Raw genomic sequence first — 16,404 nt, 5'->3', positions numbered from 1 at the left:
AACTAAATCATAACGCAGTTATTTGAAGAAAAGATTAACGAATTGTGTGATATTTTTGACTTTAATACCCAGTCACCGTGCAACATGTTTTTTTTTCGTTTTTTTCACCTTTTTGGTCTTCTGGTCAAGGTCGAAGCCGAATGTAAAGTTGTCTTTGTTTTTCTTAAATGCATGCGTTCGATTCACTTGCGGTGAGAAGGTGCGCACATAAATTTTATCATGCTTAAGGTCAAAACCCATGACACGAATGTAGCCTTGCCCGCCTTTCACCGATTGATAATCAGACAAAATTTGCATGACCTTTCGATCCGGTTTTCCATCGAAATTATCATCAATCTTATCAATTCGACGCGCGGCACCAAAGCTGTGACCGTTCATAACCATTCGAACATTGGGATTGGGACGCACCACATTTTCAAAGAGCATCTGTCCCTGTGCGGTGCGCCTTCCATAGCTGCCCAAGTAATCATGTACGAACAGGATAGCAATCCGTTTGCGATAAGACTGCAGCACATGATTCATCCAGGAAATTTCTTCACCGCCTATGCCCCAACCCATGCCAAGCATAATGTACTTTTGACCATTTGAGTTAATTAAATCAAAATGGCCTTTATTGTTATCATAGGAACCGCCGTACCATGGGTTCAGCTGATAACGCTGTTCTCCAAAATAACGATCGAATGACGCATATTTTTTTTGAAAACCAACATCATGATTACCTGTAATAATCCCATATGGCACATTTGCCTCATCCAGGATTTTCATTGCCTTGTCAGCTGTTTTCCATTGATAAGGCTGATCATAATTATTAACAATATCACCCAAGTGAAAAATATATTTCAGATTTAATGAATCTCGGTTAGCGACAAACCAGTGATTCATCCGTTTAAATATGTCCGGATGCAACTTACTGTAGTATTGTGTATCCGGAAGTACACCAAAAGTAAAATCAATGGAGTGAATTCCTTTAAACAGCTCATGTGCTACCTTTGGTTCCTGATGATCAACCGGACTTAAACTCGGCCGTTGAAAAAATACATGGTGAGCTATTTTTGTATTCACTGCATGCCGCTTAACACTAGTCGTTTGAGCATTGGGTTCCGTTTGTTTACCTGGGAAAAGACTAAGAATCCCTGAAATGACGCAACAAAGAAAAAGAATAATAATCATTATCTTTACAGCTAAAAAATCTCTCCAGTTCATATGCTGCATACTGCCTTCTCCCTTCCGTATCGGACGATTGTCCCGGAGGGCAAGCTCGCCATCTTCGGTTCGCCTTTGAGTCCCTTCCCGTTTTAATTGTGCAAAAATAGTGATTCTCACACGAGCAACTGTATTTAAATTGCACGATTTCTGCTCATTTCATGCAATAAAAAAAGAACTTTCTCCCAAGTTACGGAAAAAGTTCTCTTTAGATGTTTGCTGAAAAAAGTCAACTATCCTCTTAAAGCTGACTTTTCATTATAAACTAGATGGCGTTACATCCGGTGGAATCAAACATTCATAGGTTTCACCGTCAAGTCGTTCTTTGAATTCCCGCTTTGCCTCAGCAAGCAGTTCCGGATCTTCCAATGCCTTGAGTGCAGTGCAAGCCATGGCTTCTCCGGCGTAGAGAGCCGCATTCAAAGCAAAGTCTTGAGTTCCCTGAGCAACCACTTGCCAAGTATGCGGTACCGTTGCAAATGCCCATGTTGATGTAAAGCATTGCGCAGTCGGAACATTCCAGCTGACATCGGAAACGTCAGTAGAGCCCTCCATAAATGTATCGTGTTCAGGACATGGAATCACCCAATCAGCAATAGGCTTTTCATCAATCGTTTTACGCTGTTCAGTCGTAAGGAACTTTTTCGCAAAGTTCTTTTCATTATCTCCTAGCGATGCATAGATATCTTTAATGAAAGCAAGATCTTTCTCTGATGGTTCAGGGTAACCGATTTCTTCCATTAAATCAGCCATCACTTGATGCAGCGCAGTGTTCGGAATCAAATTACAGCAGCCGCCCTCAATCTTATAGCTCATTTCCGTATCTGTCATCAATGCTGCGCCTTTGGCAACATTAACCACGCGTTTAAACAATTCTTTTACTTCATTTGGTTTCGGCGAACGAACGAGGAAACGCTCCTCAGCAATGGCTTGAACAACATTTGGCGAGACACCGCCAGTGTTCGTTACTGCGTAATGGACACGTGCCTTATCTGCCATATGCTCGCGCAAATAGTTGACACCAACATTCATCAATTCTAATGCGTCCAGCGCGCTGCGCCCCAGTTCCGGCAAAGCAGCAGCATGTGCACTGACTCCCTTAAATGTAAAACGAGCTTCAATGACCGCATTGCTTGAAAGATGCTGCACCGTATTTTTTGAATCCGGATGCCACGAAAAAGCAGCGTCTACATCTTTAAAACAGCCTTCGCGTGCCATATAGGCTTTACCGTTTCCGCTTTCTTCAGCCGGGCAGCCATAATAACGAATCGTACCCTTGAGTTGGTGCTTCGTTAAGTATTCTTTTGCAGCAAATGCCGCAGCAAGCGAGCCGACGCCCAGTAAATTATGGCCGCAGCCGTGACCGTTGCCATTCGGCACGATCGGATCGTGAACCGTTTTATTACGCTTCTGACTCAACCCTGCAAGCGCATCGAATTCACCAAGGAATGCAATGACCGGCTTACCTTCACCATAGCTGCCGACAAATCCGGTTTTTAATCCTGCTATCTCTCTTTGAACTGTAAAACCTTCATCCTCAAGTGCTTGACTCAGCAGCTCTGCTGATTTCACTTCGCCAAAATGGAGTTCTGCAAAATCCCATACCTTTTCGCTCAGCGCTTGGTAGCTGTCTCTTTTTTCATAAATCATATGCTTTATCTCATCAATTAGGCCCAAGTTAGATTCTCCTTCTCTCTTTTATTGCGCAGCGAAATCAGTCAATAAGTAAGCCATGTGCAGGCTTCCATCCACATAATCTTTCATACGAATCGATTCATTCGGTGCATGTGCTTTAGATTCAGCCCAGCCGACACCAGTGCTGACAATCGGAAGATGGAGGTATTTATCGAAAACATACATCGGACCCGTTCCTGCTGAATTCGGATACAGGATGGCCTCAGACTGATAAGCCTCTTCCGCTGTTTTTTTAACTAATTTAAGAAATGGATCATTAATATCTGAGCGGAAGGCACGCTGTGATTCGATCATGTCCACCTTGACGTCTGAAAAACCGTGACGGGCAAGATGACGCTCGAAACAAGCAAGCAGATGTTCTCCAGTTTGTCCGGGAACCATGCGGCAATCAATCTTAACCTTTGCTTCCTTAGGCAGCACGGTTTTAGCGCCTTCACCGATATAACCGCTCACCATACCGCAAATGGTCAAAGTCGGATGCAGCATGAGTGCGTCTTGGGGCACCTCGCCGCGCGCCTCTGTAATAAACGGACGACTGAGTCCAAACGATTTTTTCAATGCTTCATCATTAAAAGGAACGGCGCGAACCGTTTTAATTAATGCCTCATCGGGTTCCTCTATCTCGTCAAAAAATCCTTCAACAGTTATGTCGTTATTCTGGTTTTTCATGCTGGCCAGTGCCTGCACCAAACGCCAGGCCGGGTTATCAATGACAGCGGCAAGTGATGAATGGATATCGATATTTGCGCTCTTCGTAGAGAATTCATAATAAGCAGATCCTTTTATTCCTGCAAAAAGCGAAACGCGTTCCGCTGCATCCTTATTGCCGAACTCCCAGATACATGCGTCAGCCTTAAAAAGTTCTGCATATTTTTTTAGATATGCGGTGAGACTGGGACTCCCGATCTCTTCTTCCCCTTCAATAAGAAATTTGATATTGCATGGCAGTCCGCCGGTTTGTTCCAATGCTTTAATCGCCGCCAAACGCTGCATCAACGTTCCCTTATTATCAGCAGTACCACGTGCGTAAAGAATGCCATCCTTTAAATAAGGTTCGAATGGCTCTGAGTTCCATTCATCAAGCGGATCCGGTGGTTGAACATCATAATGATCGTAGAAAAGCAAGGTTTTGTTTGCATTGCCCTTTTCCCCCGCAGGTAAAAAACCGTAAATAACGGGGTTGCCACCCAAATCGTCAAGAACCTTAACTTCTGCGCCAAGACCATTCAACAATTCAGAAACAAAATTGACTGTTTCCGGAATTGCCAAGTTCTGAGCAGAAACTGTTTTAAGCCGCAAATAGCTGTAAAGTGTCTCAATCGACCGATCCGCTTGTGCGCGTACTTCTTCCTCCAGTGCTTTTCTCTTGCTGCTCTCCATGATATCGCTTCCTTATCTCGTTTTATTAAGTCGCTAAAGCGGTATAAAAAATTTAAACAGCTGACTCAGAAGAGCAGCTGTTTAAATTTTTAACCATTTAATTGAGCTGGATCCAAAAGTTCAAGCTTGTTTATTATTTAAAAGCCCATTTTTGGAAATTGGCAACTGTGCCCGGCCAGTAAGCAGAAGCACCGCCGTAAGCAAGATCCTTACTCTTCACAACAACTTCGTTGTCAGAGTAGAGCGTAATTACAGGCATATCCTTTTCCCAGATTGATTGAAGCTTGCTGTAAATAACCTTTCTCTTCGCGCTGTCCGGTTCAGCCTTGCCTTCGGCAATAAGCTTCGTTGCTTCCTTATTTTCATATTTCATGAAGTTGTATGCACCTGTTGGACCATAAAGTGCGGAAACATCAGGATCAAGGTTGAATGTAAATCCGATCAAGAGCAGATCAAAATCGCCTGCCGCACCTTTTTGCATGATCGTTGGGAAATCATAAGTTGTTTCTTTAACTTTTACGCCGATCGCTTTGAAGTTCTGAACAATAATATCGGCGGATTGTTCACGCACTTTGTTTCCGATCGGAACAACGAAATTCAACGTCTTGTTGAAATCCCATCCAGCATCTTTCAACATTTGTTTTGCTTTCTTAGGATCATATTTAATCACGTTTGTGCTCTTGTCGAGATAAGGGCTTTGTGATGTGTATGGTCCGTCGACAATTTCACCGTTTCCTTTGAGCAGCTTGTCAACGATCTGCTGACGGTCAATTGCATACGCAAGTGCTTGACGAACTTTCGCGTTTGGCAATGTCTTTGTGTTGTACTGCATGGTCTGGAATCCAATTTGCGGATGAATTTCTGTTTTTACATTCTTAAGTTTCTGAGCTGTTTCAACATCTTGGAACGGTAGATTTCCGATACCGCCTGATGTGTTTGCCTGAATGGTTCCTGCTTGCAATTCAGCTAACAGGTTAGAAGCTTGCATAATCTTGATGAAGAACTTAGGTGTCTTAGGCTTACCAAGGTAATAGTCATTATTCGCTTTATATTGAATGTATGTGTTCTTGTTGTAGGTTACAAATTTATATGGTCCGTCCGTTACATTAGGTGCCTGTACAAATTTACTCTTAGAGAAATCTGCCGGAGCGATATCTTTCAAGACATGTTTTGGCATCGTAATGATCTTCGTACCGATCATTTCTTTAATGTAATTAGGATCAACCGGTTTCTTCGTTTTGAAAGTAACCGTATGTTCGTCAACTTTTTTCAGATTAGGAATCGTCGTCGCGCCGCCGGTCAATTTACCATTGGCATCAACGCCTGTTAGCGTCGAGATATTCGTTCCGACAGCTACTTCTGATTTCGGGTTGGCAATCAAGTTGAACGTGAAAATAACATCATCAGCGGTAACCGGTTTGCCATCGGTCCATTTCGCTTTAGGATTCAAATTAATTGTATAGGTCTGGTTATCGGTCGTGTCGATCGACGTTGCCAGTTTCGGCTGAAACTTCAATGGTGACGTCATATCAAGAAATGCATCGAACATAACGCGAATCGCGAATTGTCCCCCAATATCTCCGGTATTAATCGGATTAAAACCGCCGGGAGGGTTTACGGTTCCAACATAAATTGTATCTTTCTTCTTGCTGCTTCCTGATGATCCTGAACCGCCACCGCAAGCTGCGAGAAAAACGAGGGACAGAGCCATAAAGGATGTGATCACATATTTTAAGATACGTTTTGAAATGATTTTGTGTCTGTTCATTGTGTTGTTTGCATCCCCTTTTATTGTTTCTTATTTTGCGTTCTGTGACTCAATTGCATCACGGAGGCCGTCACCGATAAAGTTAACCGATAGCACGGCAAGTAAAATCATCATGCCCGGCGGAATCCACAGCCAAGGCTGCGATGAAAGCACGGTAATCGATTCCGCCTGTGTGAGCATATTTCCCCAGCTCGCCGCCGGCGGACGAACGCCCATTCCAAGGAAGCTTAATGACGCCTCCATGATAATGGCCGACGCAACGCCGAATGTGGCGTTAACTAGGATTGGCGCCAGCGCATTCGGAAGAATGTGCTGGAATAGGATCTTCGGCGTTGAATAGCCGAGTGCAACACCTGCCTTTACGTAGTCCATTTCTTTTATAGAGAGCACACTGCCCCTGACCAAGCGGGCAATAGCGGGCCAACCGAGAAGACCAATAACGATGGTAATATTGAAAAGGCTAGGTCCTATAATACTAACCAAGACAAGAATAACCATGAAGTATGGAAAAGACATGAAGATATCGGTGAGCCGCATAATAATCATGTCGATCCATTTGCCGAAATAACCGGCAACAAGTCCTAAAACAATACCAATTGCAACATAAATGGCCACAGCTCCAATCCCAACAGAGATGGATACTTGAGCGCCATAGATCAAGCGGCTCATCACGTCGCGCCCGACGGGGTCGGTACCTAATATGTGTGTTGCTGATGGTGCGGCCTCAAATTCATTAAAAATCTTATTTGGATCATGAGGCGCGATCACAGGAGCCAGCGCAGCAATAAGGATAATTAACAGAAAGACAATCAGTCCGATAAAAGCGAGCCGATGTTTAAAGAAGCGCCGGCTGACCATATGCAGATAACTTTCTTCATCTCCAAGCTTTGCAATCATTTGTTCGGAAGTCGCAAGGCCGTCTGCTTCCGGAACATTTTTATTCGGGTTTAATTTCATAGCCATCTCTTCCGCTCCTCCTTAGTCATACCTGATTCTTGGGTCGGCGACGGCATACAGAATATCTGTCAGCAGGTTAGCAACAAGTACGGTTAATGCTGCAAGCAAGTTGATCGCCATCAGTGTCGAGTAATCCCGAGAAGTAATTGATTGGATCGTGAGCAGCCCAAGTCCCGGCCATTGGAAGACCTGCTCGGTAACAATCGCACCGCCGATCAGCATCGGAATATCAATTCCAATTACAGTAATAATAGGAATCAATGAGTTTCTCAGCGCATGCTTATTCGTAATTATAAACTGTGAAAGTCCCTTAGCCTTCGCTGTTCTCAGATAATCTTTGCCGAGGACGTCCAGCATACTGGAACGAACATAGCGCACCATGTTTCCAGCGATTCCTGTTGCAAGGACCAGAACCGGAAGAACGAGGTGATTAATCGTATCCATCAACCCTCCGTCTCCGCCAAGAGTATTCATGCTACCCGTTGGGAACAGCAACAGTTTGCTGGCAAATACATAAATAACGCCGAGTCCTAAGAAAAAGTGAGGAACTGAAATGCCGAAAAATGAAAAACCGGTAACAAGATAATCAATCCAAGAATTTTGCTTTCGCGCGCAAAGGATACCGAGTGGAATGGCAATGAGATAGCCGACAATTAGTGACACACCCATCAACATGACCGTAGGACCTACATGAGCAAGCAAAATCTGCGTTACGGGTTCACGTGTTGAATAGGAAAAGCCCAAATTACCATGAAACAACTGAGTAAGCCAATTCCAATATTGCACCCAAACCGGCTGATCCAAACCAAGCGCATGCTTGGTGGCAGCAAGCTGCTCCGGTGTTGCGGAAGGATTGACCATCATATCCACGGGATTTCCTGGAGCAAGATTAATAATGAAAAAGTTCAGTACGGTTACCCCAAAAAGCACGGGAATAGCGATTAAAATTCGCCTAATGATGTATTGAAACACTTAAAGTCCTCCTTTCATGCATTTACTGGCTCAAGCGGAAAATGACAAGCAACGAGATGATCTTTTCCTGTGAGCGCGGGCACTTTTTCGCGGCAGATATCTTTTGCGAACGGACAGCGCGTATGGAACACGCAGCCCTTCGGCGGATTCGCCGGACTCGGAACATCGCCTTCGACAACCATCTGATTCCGACCGCGCATATGCGGATTCGGAATTGGATAAGCGTTAAGCAAGATTTCCGTGTAAGGATGTTTCGGATGTTCAAATATTTCTCGTGTCGTCGCAAGCTCCATAACTTTTCCCAAATACATGACAGTGATCCGGTCGCTTATGTACTTTACAGCGCCAAGTCCGTGTGCAATAAACACATAAGTCAGATTGAGCTCTTTTTGAAGATCTTTAAGCAGATTCAATACCTGAGCTTGGATGGAAACATCAAGAGCAGAAACCGGTTCATCACAAATGATCAGCTTCGGATGCAGCATCAAGGCACGGGCAATCCCGATTCTTTGCCGCTGTCCGCCGGAAAATTGATGGGGGTAACGGTTTTTATATTGTTTCGAGAGACCGACAATTTCCAGAATTTCATTCACCTTTTTGTCTGCCTCGCTTTTGGTCGCCAACTTATGGGCGATCAGTGGTTCAGCAAGCAAGTCGCCGACGCGTTTTCTCGGATTTAATGAGGAATATGGATCCTGAAAAATGATTTGCAGATCGGTTCTCAGCTTCCGCATTTCCTTATGCGAGATACTCGCTAAATCCTTGCCCTGAAATAAAACTTGTCCGGCTGTCGGGTCTTCCAAACGAACCAGCGAGCGTCCGGTCGTGGATTTTCCGCATCCGGATTCGCCAACCAGACCCATCGTTTCGCCCGGATAAATGTCGAAGCTTACATCATCGACTGCTTTTACGTAGCCGACTGTTCTTGAGATAACGCCTTTCTTAATTGGATAATACTTTTTTAAATTCTTGACTTGGAGCAACGGCTCTTTTTTTTCAACGGATGGCATGTTATGAACTCACTTCCTTTTCTGCATGCTTCGTTTCATATTCTTGCTCTTCTTTTTCATATAAGAAGCATCGAATGCTGTGAGCCTGCTTGTCCTCAATTGGCTTAAGTTCAGGCTTTTCTTCCAAGCAGCGCTTCATTGCGTGCGGACAACGGTCATAGAAACGGCAGCCCTTCGGCATATTATGAACACTCGGTACGGAACCCGGGATGGAGTTCAAACGCATATCGTCCGGATTGGTGATGTGCGGAATGGATTTCATCAATCCCAGTGTGTACGGATGTTTCGGGTTGTCAAAAAGGGTATAAACATCCGTTTCCTCAACAACCTGACCCGCGTACATGACCGCAACTTTATCCGCCATCTCAGCTACAACACCTAGGTCATGAGTAATCAAGATAATTGCGGTATTCGAGTCTTCACGCAAATTTTTCATTAGTTTCAAAATCTGAGCCTGAATCGTCACATCGAGCGCTGTCGTTGGTTCATCAGCGATCAGCAGCTTCGGGCGGCAGCTGAGCGCCATGGCAATCATGACACGCTGCCTCATACCGCCGGACAGCTTATGCGGATACTCATCAATAATTCCTTCAGCTCTTGGAATACCTACTTTTTTCAACATTTCTACCGCATATTTTTTTGCTTCACTCTTTGAAAGCTTCATATGCAGCTTGATACCTTCAGTCAGCTGATCGCCGATAGTAAGGACAGGGTTGAGTGACGTCATCGGTTCTTGAAAAATCATGGAAATATCATTCCCGCGGATTTTTCGCATGTCTGATTCAGTTGCATGTGCGATATCCTTGCCGTTGAAAAGGATAGAGCCCTCAGTTACTGAGCCGTTTCGATCCAGGAGATGCATGATCGAAAGTGAGGTCACTGACTTCCCGCAACCTGACTCGCCGACAAGGCAGATCGTTTCTCCTTCATTTAAATCGAAACTCACTTCGTCAACGGAAGTAACGGGACCTTTTTCCGTTTGAAATTCGGTTTTAATTTTGTCTACCTTTAAGAGTTCACTCAAAACGTTGTCCCTCCTCAGTTATTTTACGGCAGCCGCATTGTCGGTTAATTGTGGCGTTTCCTTCGCACATAGATATTTATCAACCAGCGACAGGAATGCTTTTCCGGCTACCAGCATCACGCGTTCATCAAAATTGAATTTCGGATGATGATGCGGATAGCTGGCTCCCACTTCCGGATTGCCTGCTCCGGAAAACCAAAACATACCCGGTTTTTTCAGCAGGAAGCTTGAAAAGTCTTCGCCGCCCATTTGCGGAGCGATTTCAACGGCTGTACCTTCACCGAATGTCTCATCCATTGCCGTTTTGAAAACATCGGTCTCTTTTTCGTGATTGTAAACCGCCGGGTAGCCGTCATGATAGTCGACATGACCTTGTGCATGATACGCAGCACAAACATTTTCAACGATAGAATCTAATTCCTTCTTTATTTTTTCGCGAACCTCCGGATCAAAAGTTCGAACAGTTCCTTCAAGTGTCGCCGTATCTGCGATTACATTCGGAGCAACGCCCGCATTGAATTTTCCAATCGTTACGACTGCTGCTTTTTGCGGATCGACTTCCCTGCTGACAATCATTTGCAGCTGATTGACAACTTGAGCGGCCACTGCAACAGAGTCAATTGAAATGTGCGGTGCGGATCCGTGTCCACCCTTGCCTTGAATTTCAATTTTTATATAATCGGCTGCTGCCATGAAATAGCCTTTACGGTAGCCAATCGTGCCATAAGGTACCGTACTCCATAGATGTGTTCCAAAGACCAAGTCCACATCATCCAGGCAACCATCTTTAATCATTGCCTGAGCTCCTCCCGGCGGAAATTCTTCAGCTGGCTGGTGCAGCAACACAACGTCGCCGGCGAGTTCATCTCGATGCTCTTGGATAACTTTCGCAACCCCAAGCAGAGTGGATGTGTGTCCGTCATGTCCACATGCATGCATCACATTCGGTACTTTCGATTTGTAAGAAACATCGGTTTCTTCATTGATCGGAAGTGCATCGAAATCCGCGCGCAAAGCGACAGACAATCCCGGTTTTGTTCCATGAATTCTTGCAACAATTCCGTAACCGCCGACATGAGTCTTAATATCGGTGATGCCAAAGCTTTTAAGCTTTTCTAAAATAAACGCCGATGTTTCTGTCTCGTGATATGAGAGTTCCGGATGCTGGTGAAGAAATCTTCGCCACTCCACCATTGAATTGAATGATTTTTCCAAATCGTCAGACCATGAAGTGTTCATTTTCTGACCCCCTGCTATGAATTAATTACGAATAGTAACAAGTTAAAACAATGAAACTATAAATTATTTTCAGAATTCACAAAAACTATAAAGCAATTATAAATGACGCAAAGCAATTAGTCAAAAAAATTATTAAAATGATAAAATGTTTTTACAAATATGCGTTAAGAATCCTAACACATCAGTCATTATTATGACTACAATGAATTATTTTTCACTTTTTTTTGAATAACGAGCTTTAATTCGGAGAGATATGATAGAATTTATTACAATAATAATAAATTATTTATGATTTGACAATAAGAAATACTATAAATTATTTAAATAGTGTATTCTAATAAAGAAAGTCAGGCATCTTCTGACTCATTAATTTTTCTATTATTCTTTCAGGGGTGAGTAGTTATGGATGGTCAGAATCAATCACCGAACTTCAGCAAAATCGTTTGCGACTTGCGGGCACTTCCCTCCGTTAATGATGCATTGACGTATCTCGCTTCGGACAATGACAGGACCACCACAGAACAAATCGAGTTGACATCGATTCCTGCGCCGCCGTTCAAAGAATCTAAAAAGGCAGCCTGGATGGTTCATCGTTTTCAAACACTCGGCTTGACAGATGTACATACGGACGATGAAGGAAATGTCATGGGATTGATTCAAGGTAATTCGGATGCAAAGAAAATCGTTGTTTCCGCTCATCTTGATACGGTTTTTTCCGAAGGAACACAAATTAAACCCATCATCAAAGATGGCATTGTGTACGCTCCAGGCATCTCTGATGACGGCCGTGGTCTTGCCGTACTCTTGACTCTTATTCGTGCATTGAGTGCATCCGGAATTAAGCCGCAGCGTACACTCCTTTTTGTTGCCACCGTTGGAGAAGAAGGTCTGGGAGACTTGCGCGGCGTCAAAGCACTCTTTAAAACACGTAGAGACATTGGCGGTTTCATCTCCGTTGAGCCCGGCAGTCCCGATCGAATCACGGCGACTGCAGTCGGCAGCCATCGTTATTCGATTACATTTACAGGACCGGGCGGACACAGCTTCGGAAACTTCGGCATTCCAAGTGCCATTCACGCACTCGGACGAGCTATTGCAAAAATAAGTGAGATTCAGGTTCCTGACAATCCGGTAACTACATTCACTGTGGGTACAGTCAGCGGCGGCACATCGATCAATTCGATTGCACAGAATGCGGAAATGGGATTGGACATGCGTTCGATTTCGCAGGAAGCGCTGCTGGAGCTGGAGAATAAGGCGCTTGCCTGTATCCATCAAGCGGTTGAAGAAGAGAATGCGCGTTGGAAAAAAGGAGAATTGATTAAAGCAGTAATCCGGCTTGTCGGAGACCGCCCGGCCGGAGCTCAAATGAAAGACGCTCCGGCGGTTCAAACCGCAATGGCTGTCATTCAAGATTTTGACCTTGAACCGAAACTGCTGCCGATGAGCACCGATTCCAATGTTGCCATCCATTTAGACATTCCCGCGCTCACTCTTGGCGGAGGCGGTGAATGCGGCGGTATGCATACTTTGGAAGAATTTTATAATCCAAAAAATGCCTATATCGGTGCACAAACGGTTCTATTGACCGCACTCGCATTCTCAGGCATCGCGGAAGCTTCACCCTCTGTATTACCCTAACTACTTATTTTTTGCTTAGAACCGCATCCTGCGGCTTTAACGGACTAATAAACGAAACCGTATAAAGGGGACTTACCATTGACTAAAACTCTCGAAGAAAAAGAATTAGAACAGAAGCTGATTGCATGCCGCCATCAGCTGCATGCAAATCCCGAGTTGTCCTTTGAAGAATATGAAACAACCGAGGCACTGAAAGGCTGGTTGTCCGAAGCCGGTGTGGAAATGCTGGATTTACCGCTGGAAACCGGAGTACTCGCAGTTATTCGCGGAGAAAAACCGGGTCCGGTCATTTGTCTGCGTACGGATATCGACGCCTTACCCATCCAAGAGACAACCGGACTTCCTTTCGCTTCCAAAGTTCCGGGCAAAATGCACGCCTGCGGTCACGATTTTCACACGGTATCGATTCTCGGCGCAACCTTGCTGCTCAATGAACGTAAAGATGAGCTTGAGGGAACTGTTAAAATCATTTTCCAACCTGCTGAAGAAAATGGCGGTGGTGCAGTAAAAGTATTGGAAACCGGTGTCCTTGACGATGTACAAGCCATCTTCGGTATGCACGATATGCCGCATATTCCAACGGGAACCATCGGTATCAAGCCAGGTGCCCTGATGGCCGCTGTTGATAAATTCACCATCGATGTTGAAGGGACTGGAACTCATGCTGCAGCACCAGAAAAAGGAATTGATTCTATTCTCGTTGCAGCGCACATCATGACCGCGCTTCAATCTATTGTTGCTCGAAATATTTCGCCTTTGGATAATGCCGTAATCAGTGTCACACGTCTGGAAGCCGGAAACACTTGGAACGTCATTCCGCAAACGTCTCAGATGGAAGGCACTGTGCGCACGTTCCAAGAACATGTACGCGACCAGATCCCTGCTAAAATGCAGCGAGTTGTTGAAGGAGTTGCCGCAGGACTTGGTGCAAAAGGTACCTTGCACTACACGAAGCTTGGACCGGCAACAATCAATAACGAGAAACTGGCGAATTGGGCGGTCGATACCGCTAAAGCATCAGGTTTGAATGTCATCACACCGATTCCTTCGTCTGCCGGTGAAGACTTTGCCGAATATATGAAAAAGATTCCCGGTGCCTTCTTCTTCATGGGTGTCTCCGGAAATTCCGGATTGCATCATCCCGACTTGATTATCGATGAAACAGCAATTCTCCCAAGTGCCAAATTCTTCGCAAATTTAGCGGTTGATATGTTAAAGAAGGTCACAGATTTATAATCTCATCTGGTTCAAACAGAAAATGCCTGAAAGATCGGAAACCGGTCTTTCAGGCATTTTTTATACGATAAAGAAATGAAGTAGTGGGCAAGAAAGACGAACTGCGAGGTATATGAAAGCGACATGAACGGCAGCAACATTGCAAGCTAATGCGGACCCGAGAAAAGTGAAAACTAATGGCGGAAAGCTTAGAGCTAATCCATTAAAAATTAAAGCGAAACCCCAGAGTTTAAAGCCAAACCTATAAAAGTGAAAGCGAACCGCACCTATTATTATCTCGTTACCGAACTTCATTCGTTTCAACTTTTCATGATTTCGTTACGACTTTTTCTCGATTCGTTACAAGTCCAGACATCCGCACATCTTACGGGTTCTTGAGCATCTTCCGACTACTGTTCAGAAAATCCATTAAAATCTTCACTTCTTTTTTCTTCCAAGAACAAAAAGAACCGGTATCCTGATCTGATCCCCAAAATTTGGATCTTGTTGTCCAATTTATGGGGCAGTTTATTCAGGACCGGTTCTTTCACTATTTTTTCACACACTGCCGTGCACTTTTTTAACCTTGCTCAGATAGCGGTAGATCGATGCTTCCGAAGTGCAGAGTTCCTCAGCAACAATGCTGACAATCCCCTTTAGCAGGAAGATTCCGTTTTCATTCAGTTTCTCAATGATTTCCAAGCGTTCTTCTTGAGACATTCGCTCCGGCGGTATATTCACGCCGCCGACAATTTCTTTAATACTTGCCTTGGCAAGATCTTCAATGGACGGGCTTAAATGTTCAACAGTCGGCAAGCTCTTCTTTTCTTCCGGTTTGCGGACACCGATAAACTTACTTAGATAGTCTATAACTCGTTCCATTTTTTTATAATCAACGTTAATACAGAGCATGCCGATGATCTCATCTTTTTCATTACGAATAAAGAAAGTCGACGAACGCAAAATCGTGCCGTCTTTGGCTACGCCTTCATAATTTGTGATGAACGATTTGTTTTGCGATCTGCCTTCTTTAAGCATTTTAAGAATCAAATTGGTAACCGGAGAACCTATTTCGCGTCCACTTAAATTGGTTTCACTAATCGCTACAATCGAATTCTCGAGATCCGTCACATCATGAAGAATAATTTCAGTATCATCTCCAAGCACTTCTCCCAGAAAATCGACCAAATCTTTATACCTTTCTAATTCCGCGTTGATAAAACCACCGCCCTACTTGTTCATCAAATATAAGAAGAAACAATTATCATAATAAAAAAATAAAGGTATATTTATTGTCCAATATACATTCATGCTTGTCAACGAATGAGCAGCTGCGCCGCTATATAGTGGAAGATCGATCCACACGTCTATTCGATCCTTTAGCCATTTCGTTCCATGCATAGACCGCAATGGACAGCCATATGAAAATAAAGGATACGATCTGAATCCGATCCATCGGTTCGTGAAAAACAAAAAGGCCAATAAGGAAAGCAGCCGATGGTGTCATGTATTGGAAAAAGCCAATCATTGTTAATGGAATACGTTTCGCACCTTCGGCAAACCAAATCAGTGGAAGCGCAGTAAGCACACCGGCGCCAATGAGCAACAGTCCTGTTGGTTGAGAAAAGACGCTTATGGATTGTGGTATTTGAATGCCACGAACGATGAGAAAGATCAATGCAAACGGAACAACCACCAGCGTTTCGATGGTCATGCCGACGTATGCTTCAAAGAGAACGAATTTCTTGCTGAGACTATAGACACCGGAAGTCGCGGCAAGCGACAATGCCAGCCAAGGTACATGCCCATAGCTGAATGCCATCACAAGGACACCAGCAGCTGCGAGAAAAATAGAAAAGATCCCTTTATTCCCCGGTCTTTCACTTAAAAAGAGAATGCCCATCAGCATGCTGACCAGTGGGATAATGTAGAGACCGAGACTTGCTTCAATTACATGTTCATTGGCAACAGCCCAGATATAAATGATCCAATTAGCACTGATTGATAACGAGCTTGCGATGACAATGATCAGCTGCTTCGGCTGCTTCAGCAGCCATTTGCTTTGAACGATCAAATCGTTAAATTTCTTGCGAATCAGGATCATAACTACCATAAAAACAAATGCCCAAATGATGCGGTGAGCAAGTACCTCACTTGATGGAACAGACCCCAGCCATTTCCAATAGAGCGTGAGGAAACCCCAAATCGAGAAGGCAAAGAATGTATAAATAACTCCTGAACGCATGTCATCTCGTGAATTCATCCTCGGCGCACCGTCAAATCGCCAGCGGTAAAAGATC

Annotated in this window: 13 protein-coding genes; 2 read left to right on the top strand and 11 right to left on the bottom strand. The window is 44.3% G+C overall.

What is annotated here, in order from left to right:
- Window positions 1-72: 72 nt before the first annotated feature.
- The 9 genes from AC6F33_RS03795 to AC6F33_RS03755 form a co-directional block, all read right to left on the bottom strand.
- The gene (locus tag AC6F33_RS03795; RefSeq protein WP_500777756.1) at window positions 73-1,212 is read right to left on the bottom strand and encodes a metallophosphoesterase; all 1,140 of its coding nucleotides are present in this window, start codon (window positions 1,210-1,212) and stop codon (window positions 73-75) included.
- A gap of 249 nt (window positions 1,213-1,461) precedes the next feature.
- Entirely contained in the window at window positions 1,462-2,880 is a 1,419-nt protein-coding gene (locus AC6F33_RS03790) for a M20 family metallopeptidase (RefSeq protein WP_480947776.1), read from the bottom strand.
- 21 nt (window positions 2,881-2,901) lie between these two features.
- Entirely contained in the window at window positions 2,902-4,278 is a 1,377-nt protein-coding gene (locus AC6F33_RS03785; RefSeq protein ID WP_255748508.1) for a M20/M25/M40 family metallo-hydrolase, read from the bottom strand.
- Between the two features lie 133 nt (window positions 4,279-4,411).
- Window positions 4,412-6,046, bottom strand: a complete 1,635-nt coding sequence (locus AC6F33_RS03780) for an ABC transporter substrate-binding protein (RefSeq protein WP_480947777.1) — start codon at window positions 6,044-6,046, stop codon at window positions 4,412-4,414.
- Window positions 6,047-6,076: 30 nt separating this feature from the next.
- Window positions 6,077-7,009 (bottom strand): oligopeptide ABC transporter permease, encoded by a 933-nt coding sequence (opp4C, locus tag AC6F33_RS03775; protein ID WP_255748506.1) that lies wholly within the window; start codon window positions 7,007-7,009, stop codon window positions 6,077-6,079.
- 15 nt (window positions 7,010-7,024) lie between these two features.
- On the bottom strand, window positions 7,025-7,975 hold the full coding sequence (locus AC6F33_RS03770) for an ABC transporter permease (RefSeq protein ID WP_255748505.1): 951 nt from the start codon (window positions 7,973-7,975) through the stop codon (window positions 7,025-7,027).
- A gap of 14 nt (window positions 7,976-7,989) precedes the next feature.
- A complete protein-coding gene (locus AC6F33_RS03765) occupies window positions 7,990-8,985 on the bottom strand; it encodes an ABC transporter ATP-binding protein (RefSeq protein ID WP_255748504.1) in 996 nt (331 codons plus the stop codon).
- 1 nt (window position 8,986) lies between these two features.
- The gene (locus AC6F33_RS03760) at window positions 8,987-10,009 is read right to left on the bottom strand and encodes an ABC transporter ATP-binding protein (RefSeq protein ID WP_255748503.1); all 1,023 of its coding nucleotides are present in this window, start codon (window positions 10,007-10,009) and stop codon (window positions 8,987-8,989) included.
- Window positions 10,010-10,027: 18 nt separating this feature from the next.
- Window positions 10,028-11,248, bottom strand: coding sequence for a M20 family metallopeptidase (locus AC6F33_RS03755; protein ID WP_500777755.1), 1,221 nt, complete (start codon window positions 11,246-11,248; stop codon window positions 10,028-10,030).
- A gap of 402 nt (window positions 11,249-11,650) precedes the next feature.
- On the opposite strand from AC6F33_RS03755, the gene AC6F33_RS03750 reads away from it, so the two are divergent.
- Together AC6F33_RS03750 and AC6F33_RS03745 are read left to right on the top strand one after the other, a co-directional pair.
- On the top strand, window positions 11,651-12,889 hold the full coding sequence (locus tag AC6F33_RS03750; protein ID WP_480947779.1) for a M20/M25/M40 family metallo-hydrolase: 1,239 nt from the start codon (window positions 11,651-11,653) through the stop codon (window positions 12,887-12,889).
- 78 nt (window positions 12,890-12,967) lie between these two features.
- Window positions 12,968-14,125, top strand: a complete 1,158-nt coding sequence (locus AC6F33_RS03745; RefSeq protein WP_480947780.1) for an amidohydrolase — start codon at window positions 12,968-12,970, stop codon at window positions 14,123-14,125.
- Window positions 14,126-14,662: 537 nt separating this feature from the next.
- Here the strand turns inward: AC6F33_RS03745 and AC6F33_RS03740 are convergent.
- Together AC6F33_RS03740 and rarD are read right to left on the bottom strand one after the other, a co-directional pair.
- On the bottom strand, window positions 14,663-15,322 hold the full coding sequence (locus AC6F33_RS03740) for a helix-turn-helix transcriptional regulator (RefSeq protein WP_255748517.1): 660 nt from the start codon (window positions 15,320-15,322) through the stop codon (window positions 14,663-14,665).
- A 121-nt stretch (window positions 15,323-15,443) separates the two neighbouring features.
- Entirely contained in the window at window positions 15,444-16,367 is a 924-nt protein-coding gene (gene rarD / locus AC6F33_RS03735) for an EamA family transporter RarD (RefSeq protein WP_255748499.1), read from the bottom strand.
- Window positions 16,368-16,404: the final 37 nt, after the last annotated feature.

The sequence above is a fragment of the Sporolactobacillus sp. BBK16-2 genome (assembly GCF_059878335.1).
The sequence above is the reverse complement of the archived record's forward strand: the minus strand, read 5'-3'. Positions and strand labels throughout refer to the sequence as shown.

Bases quoted from the DNA above. Each gene is read 5' to 3' on its own strand.
- rarD (WP_255748499.1), bottom strand. From the start codon at position 16,367: ATGAATTCACGAGATGACATGCGTTCAGGAGTTATTTATACATTCTTT.
- AC6F33_RS03765 (WP_255748504.1), bottom strand. From the start codon at position 8,985: ATGCCATCCGTTGAAAAAAAAGAGCCGTTGCTCCAAGTCAAGAATTTA.
- AC6F33_RS03785 (WP_255748508.1), bottom strand. From the start codon at position 4,278: ATGGAGAGCAGCAAGAGAAAAGCACTGGAGGAAGAAGTACGCGCACAA.
- AC6F33_RS03795 (WP_500777756.1), bottom strand. From the start codon at position 1,212: ATGCAGCATATGAACTGGAGAGATTTTTTAGCTGTAAAGATAATGATT.
- opp4C (WP_255748506.1), bottom strand. From the start codon at position 7,009: ATGGCTATGAAATTAAACCCGAATAAAAATGTTCCGGAAGCAGACGGC.
- AC6F33_RS03750 (WP_480947779.1), top strand. From the start codon at position 11,651: ATGGATGGTCAGAATCAATCACCGAACTTCAGCAAAATCGTTTGCGAC.
- AC6F33_RS03755 (WP_500777755.1), bottom strand. From the start codon at position 11,248: ATGAACACTTCATGGTCTGACGATTTGGAAAAATCATTCAATTCAATG.
- AC6F33_RS03780 (WP_480947777.1), bottom strand. From the start codon at position 6,046: ATGAACAGACACAAAATCATTTCAAAACGTATCTTAAAATATGTGATC.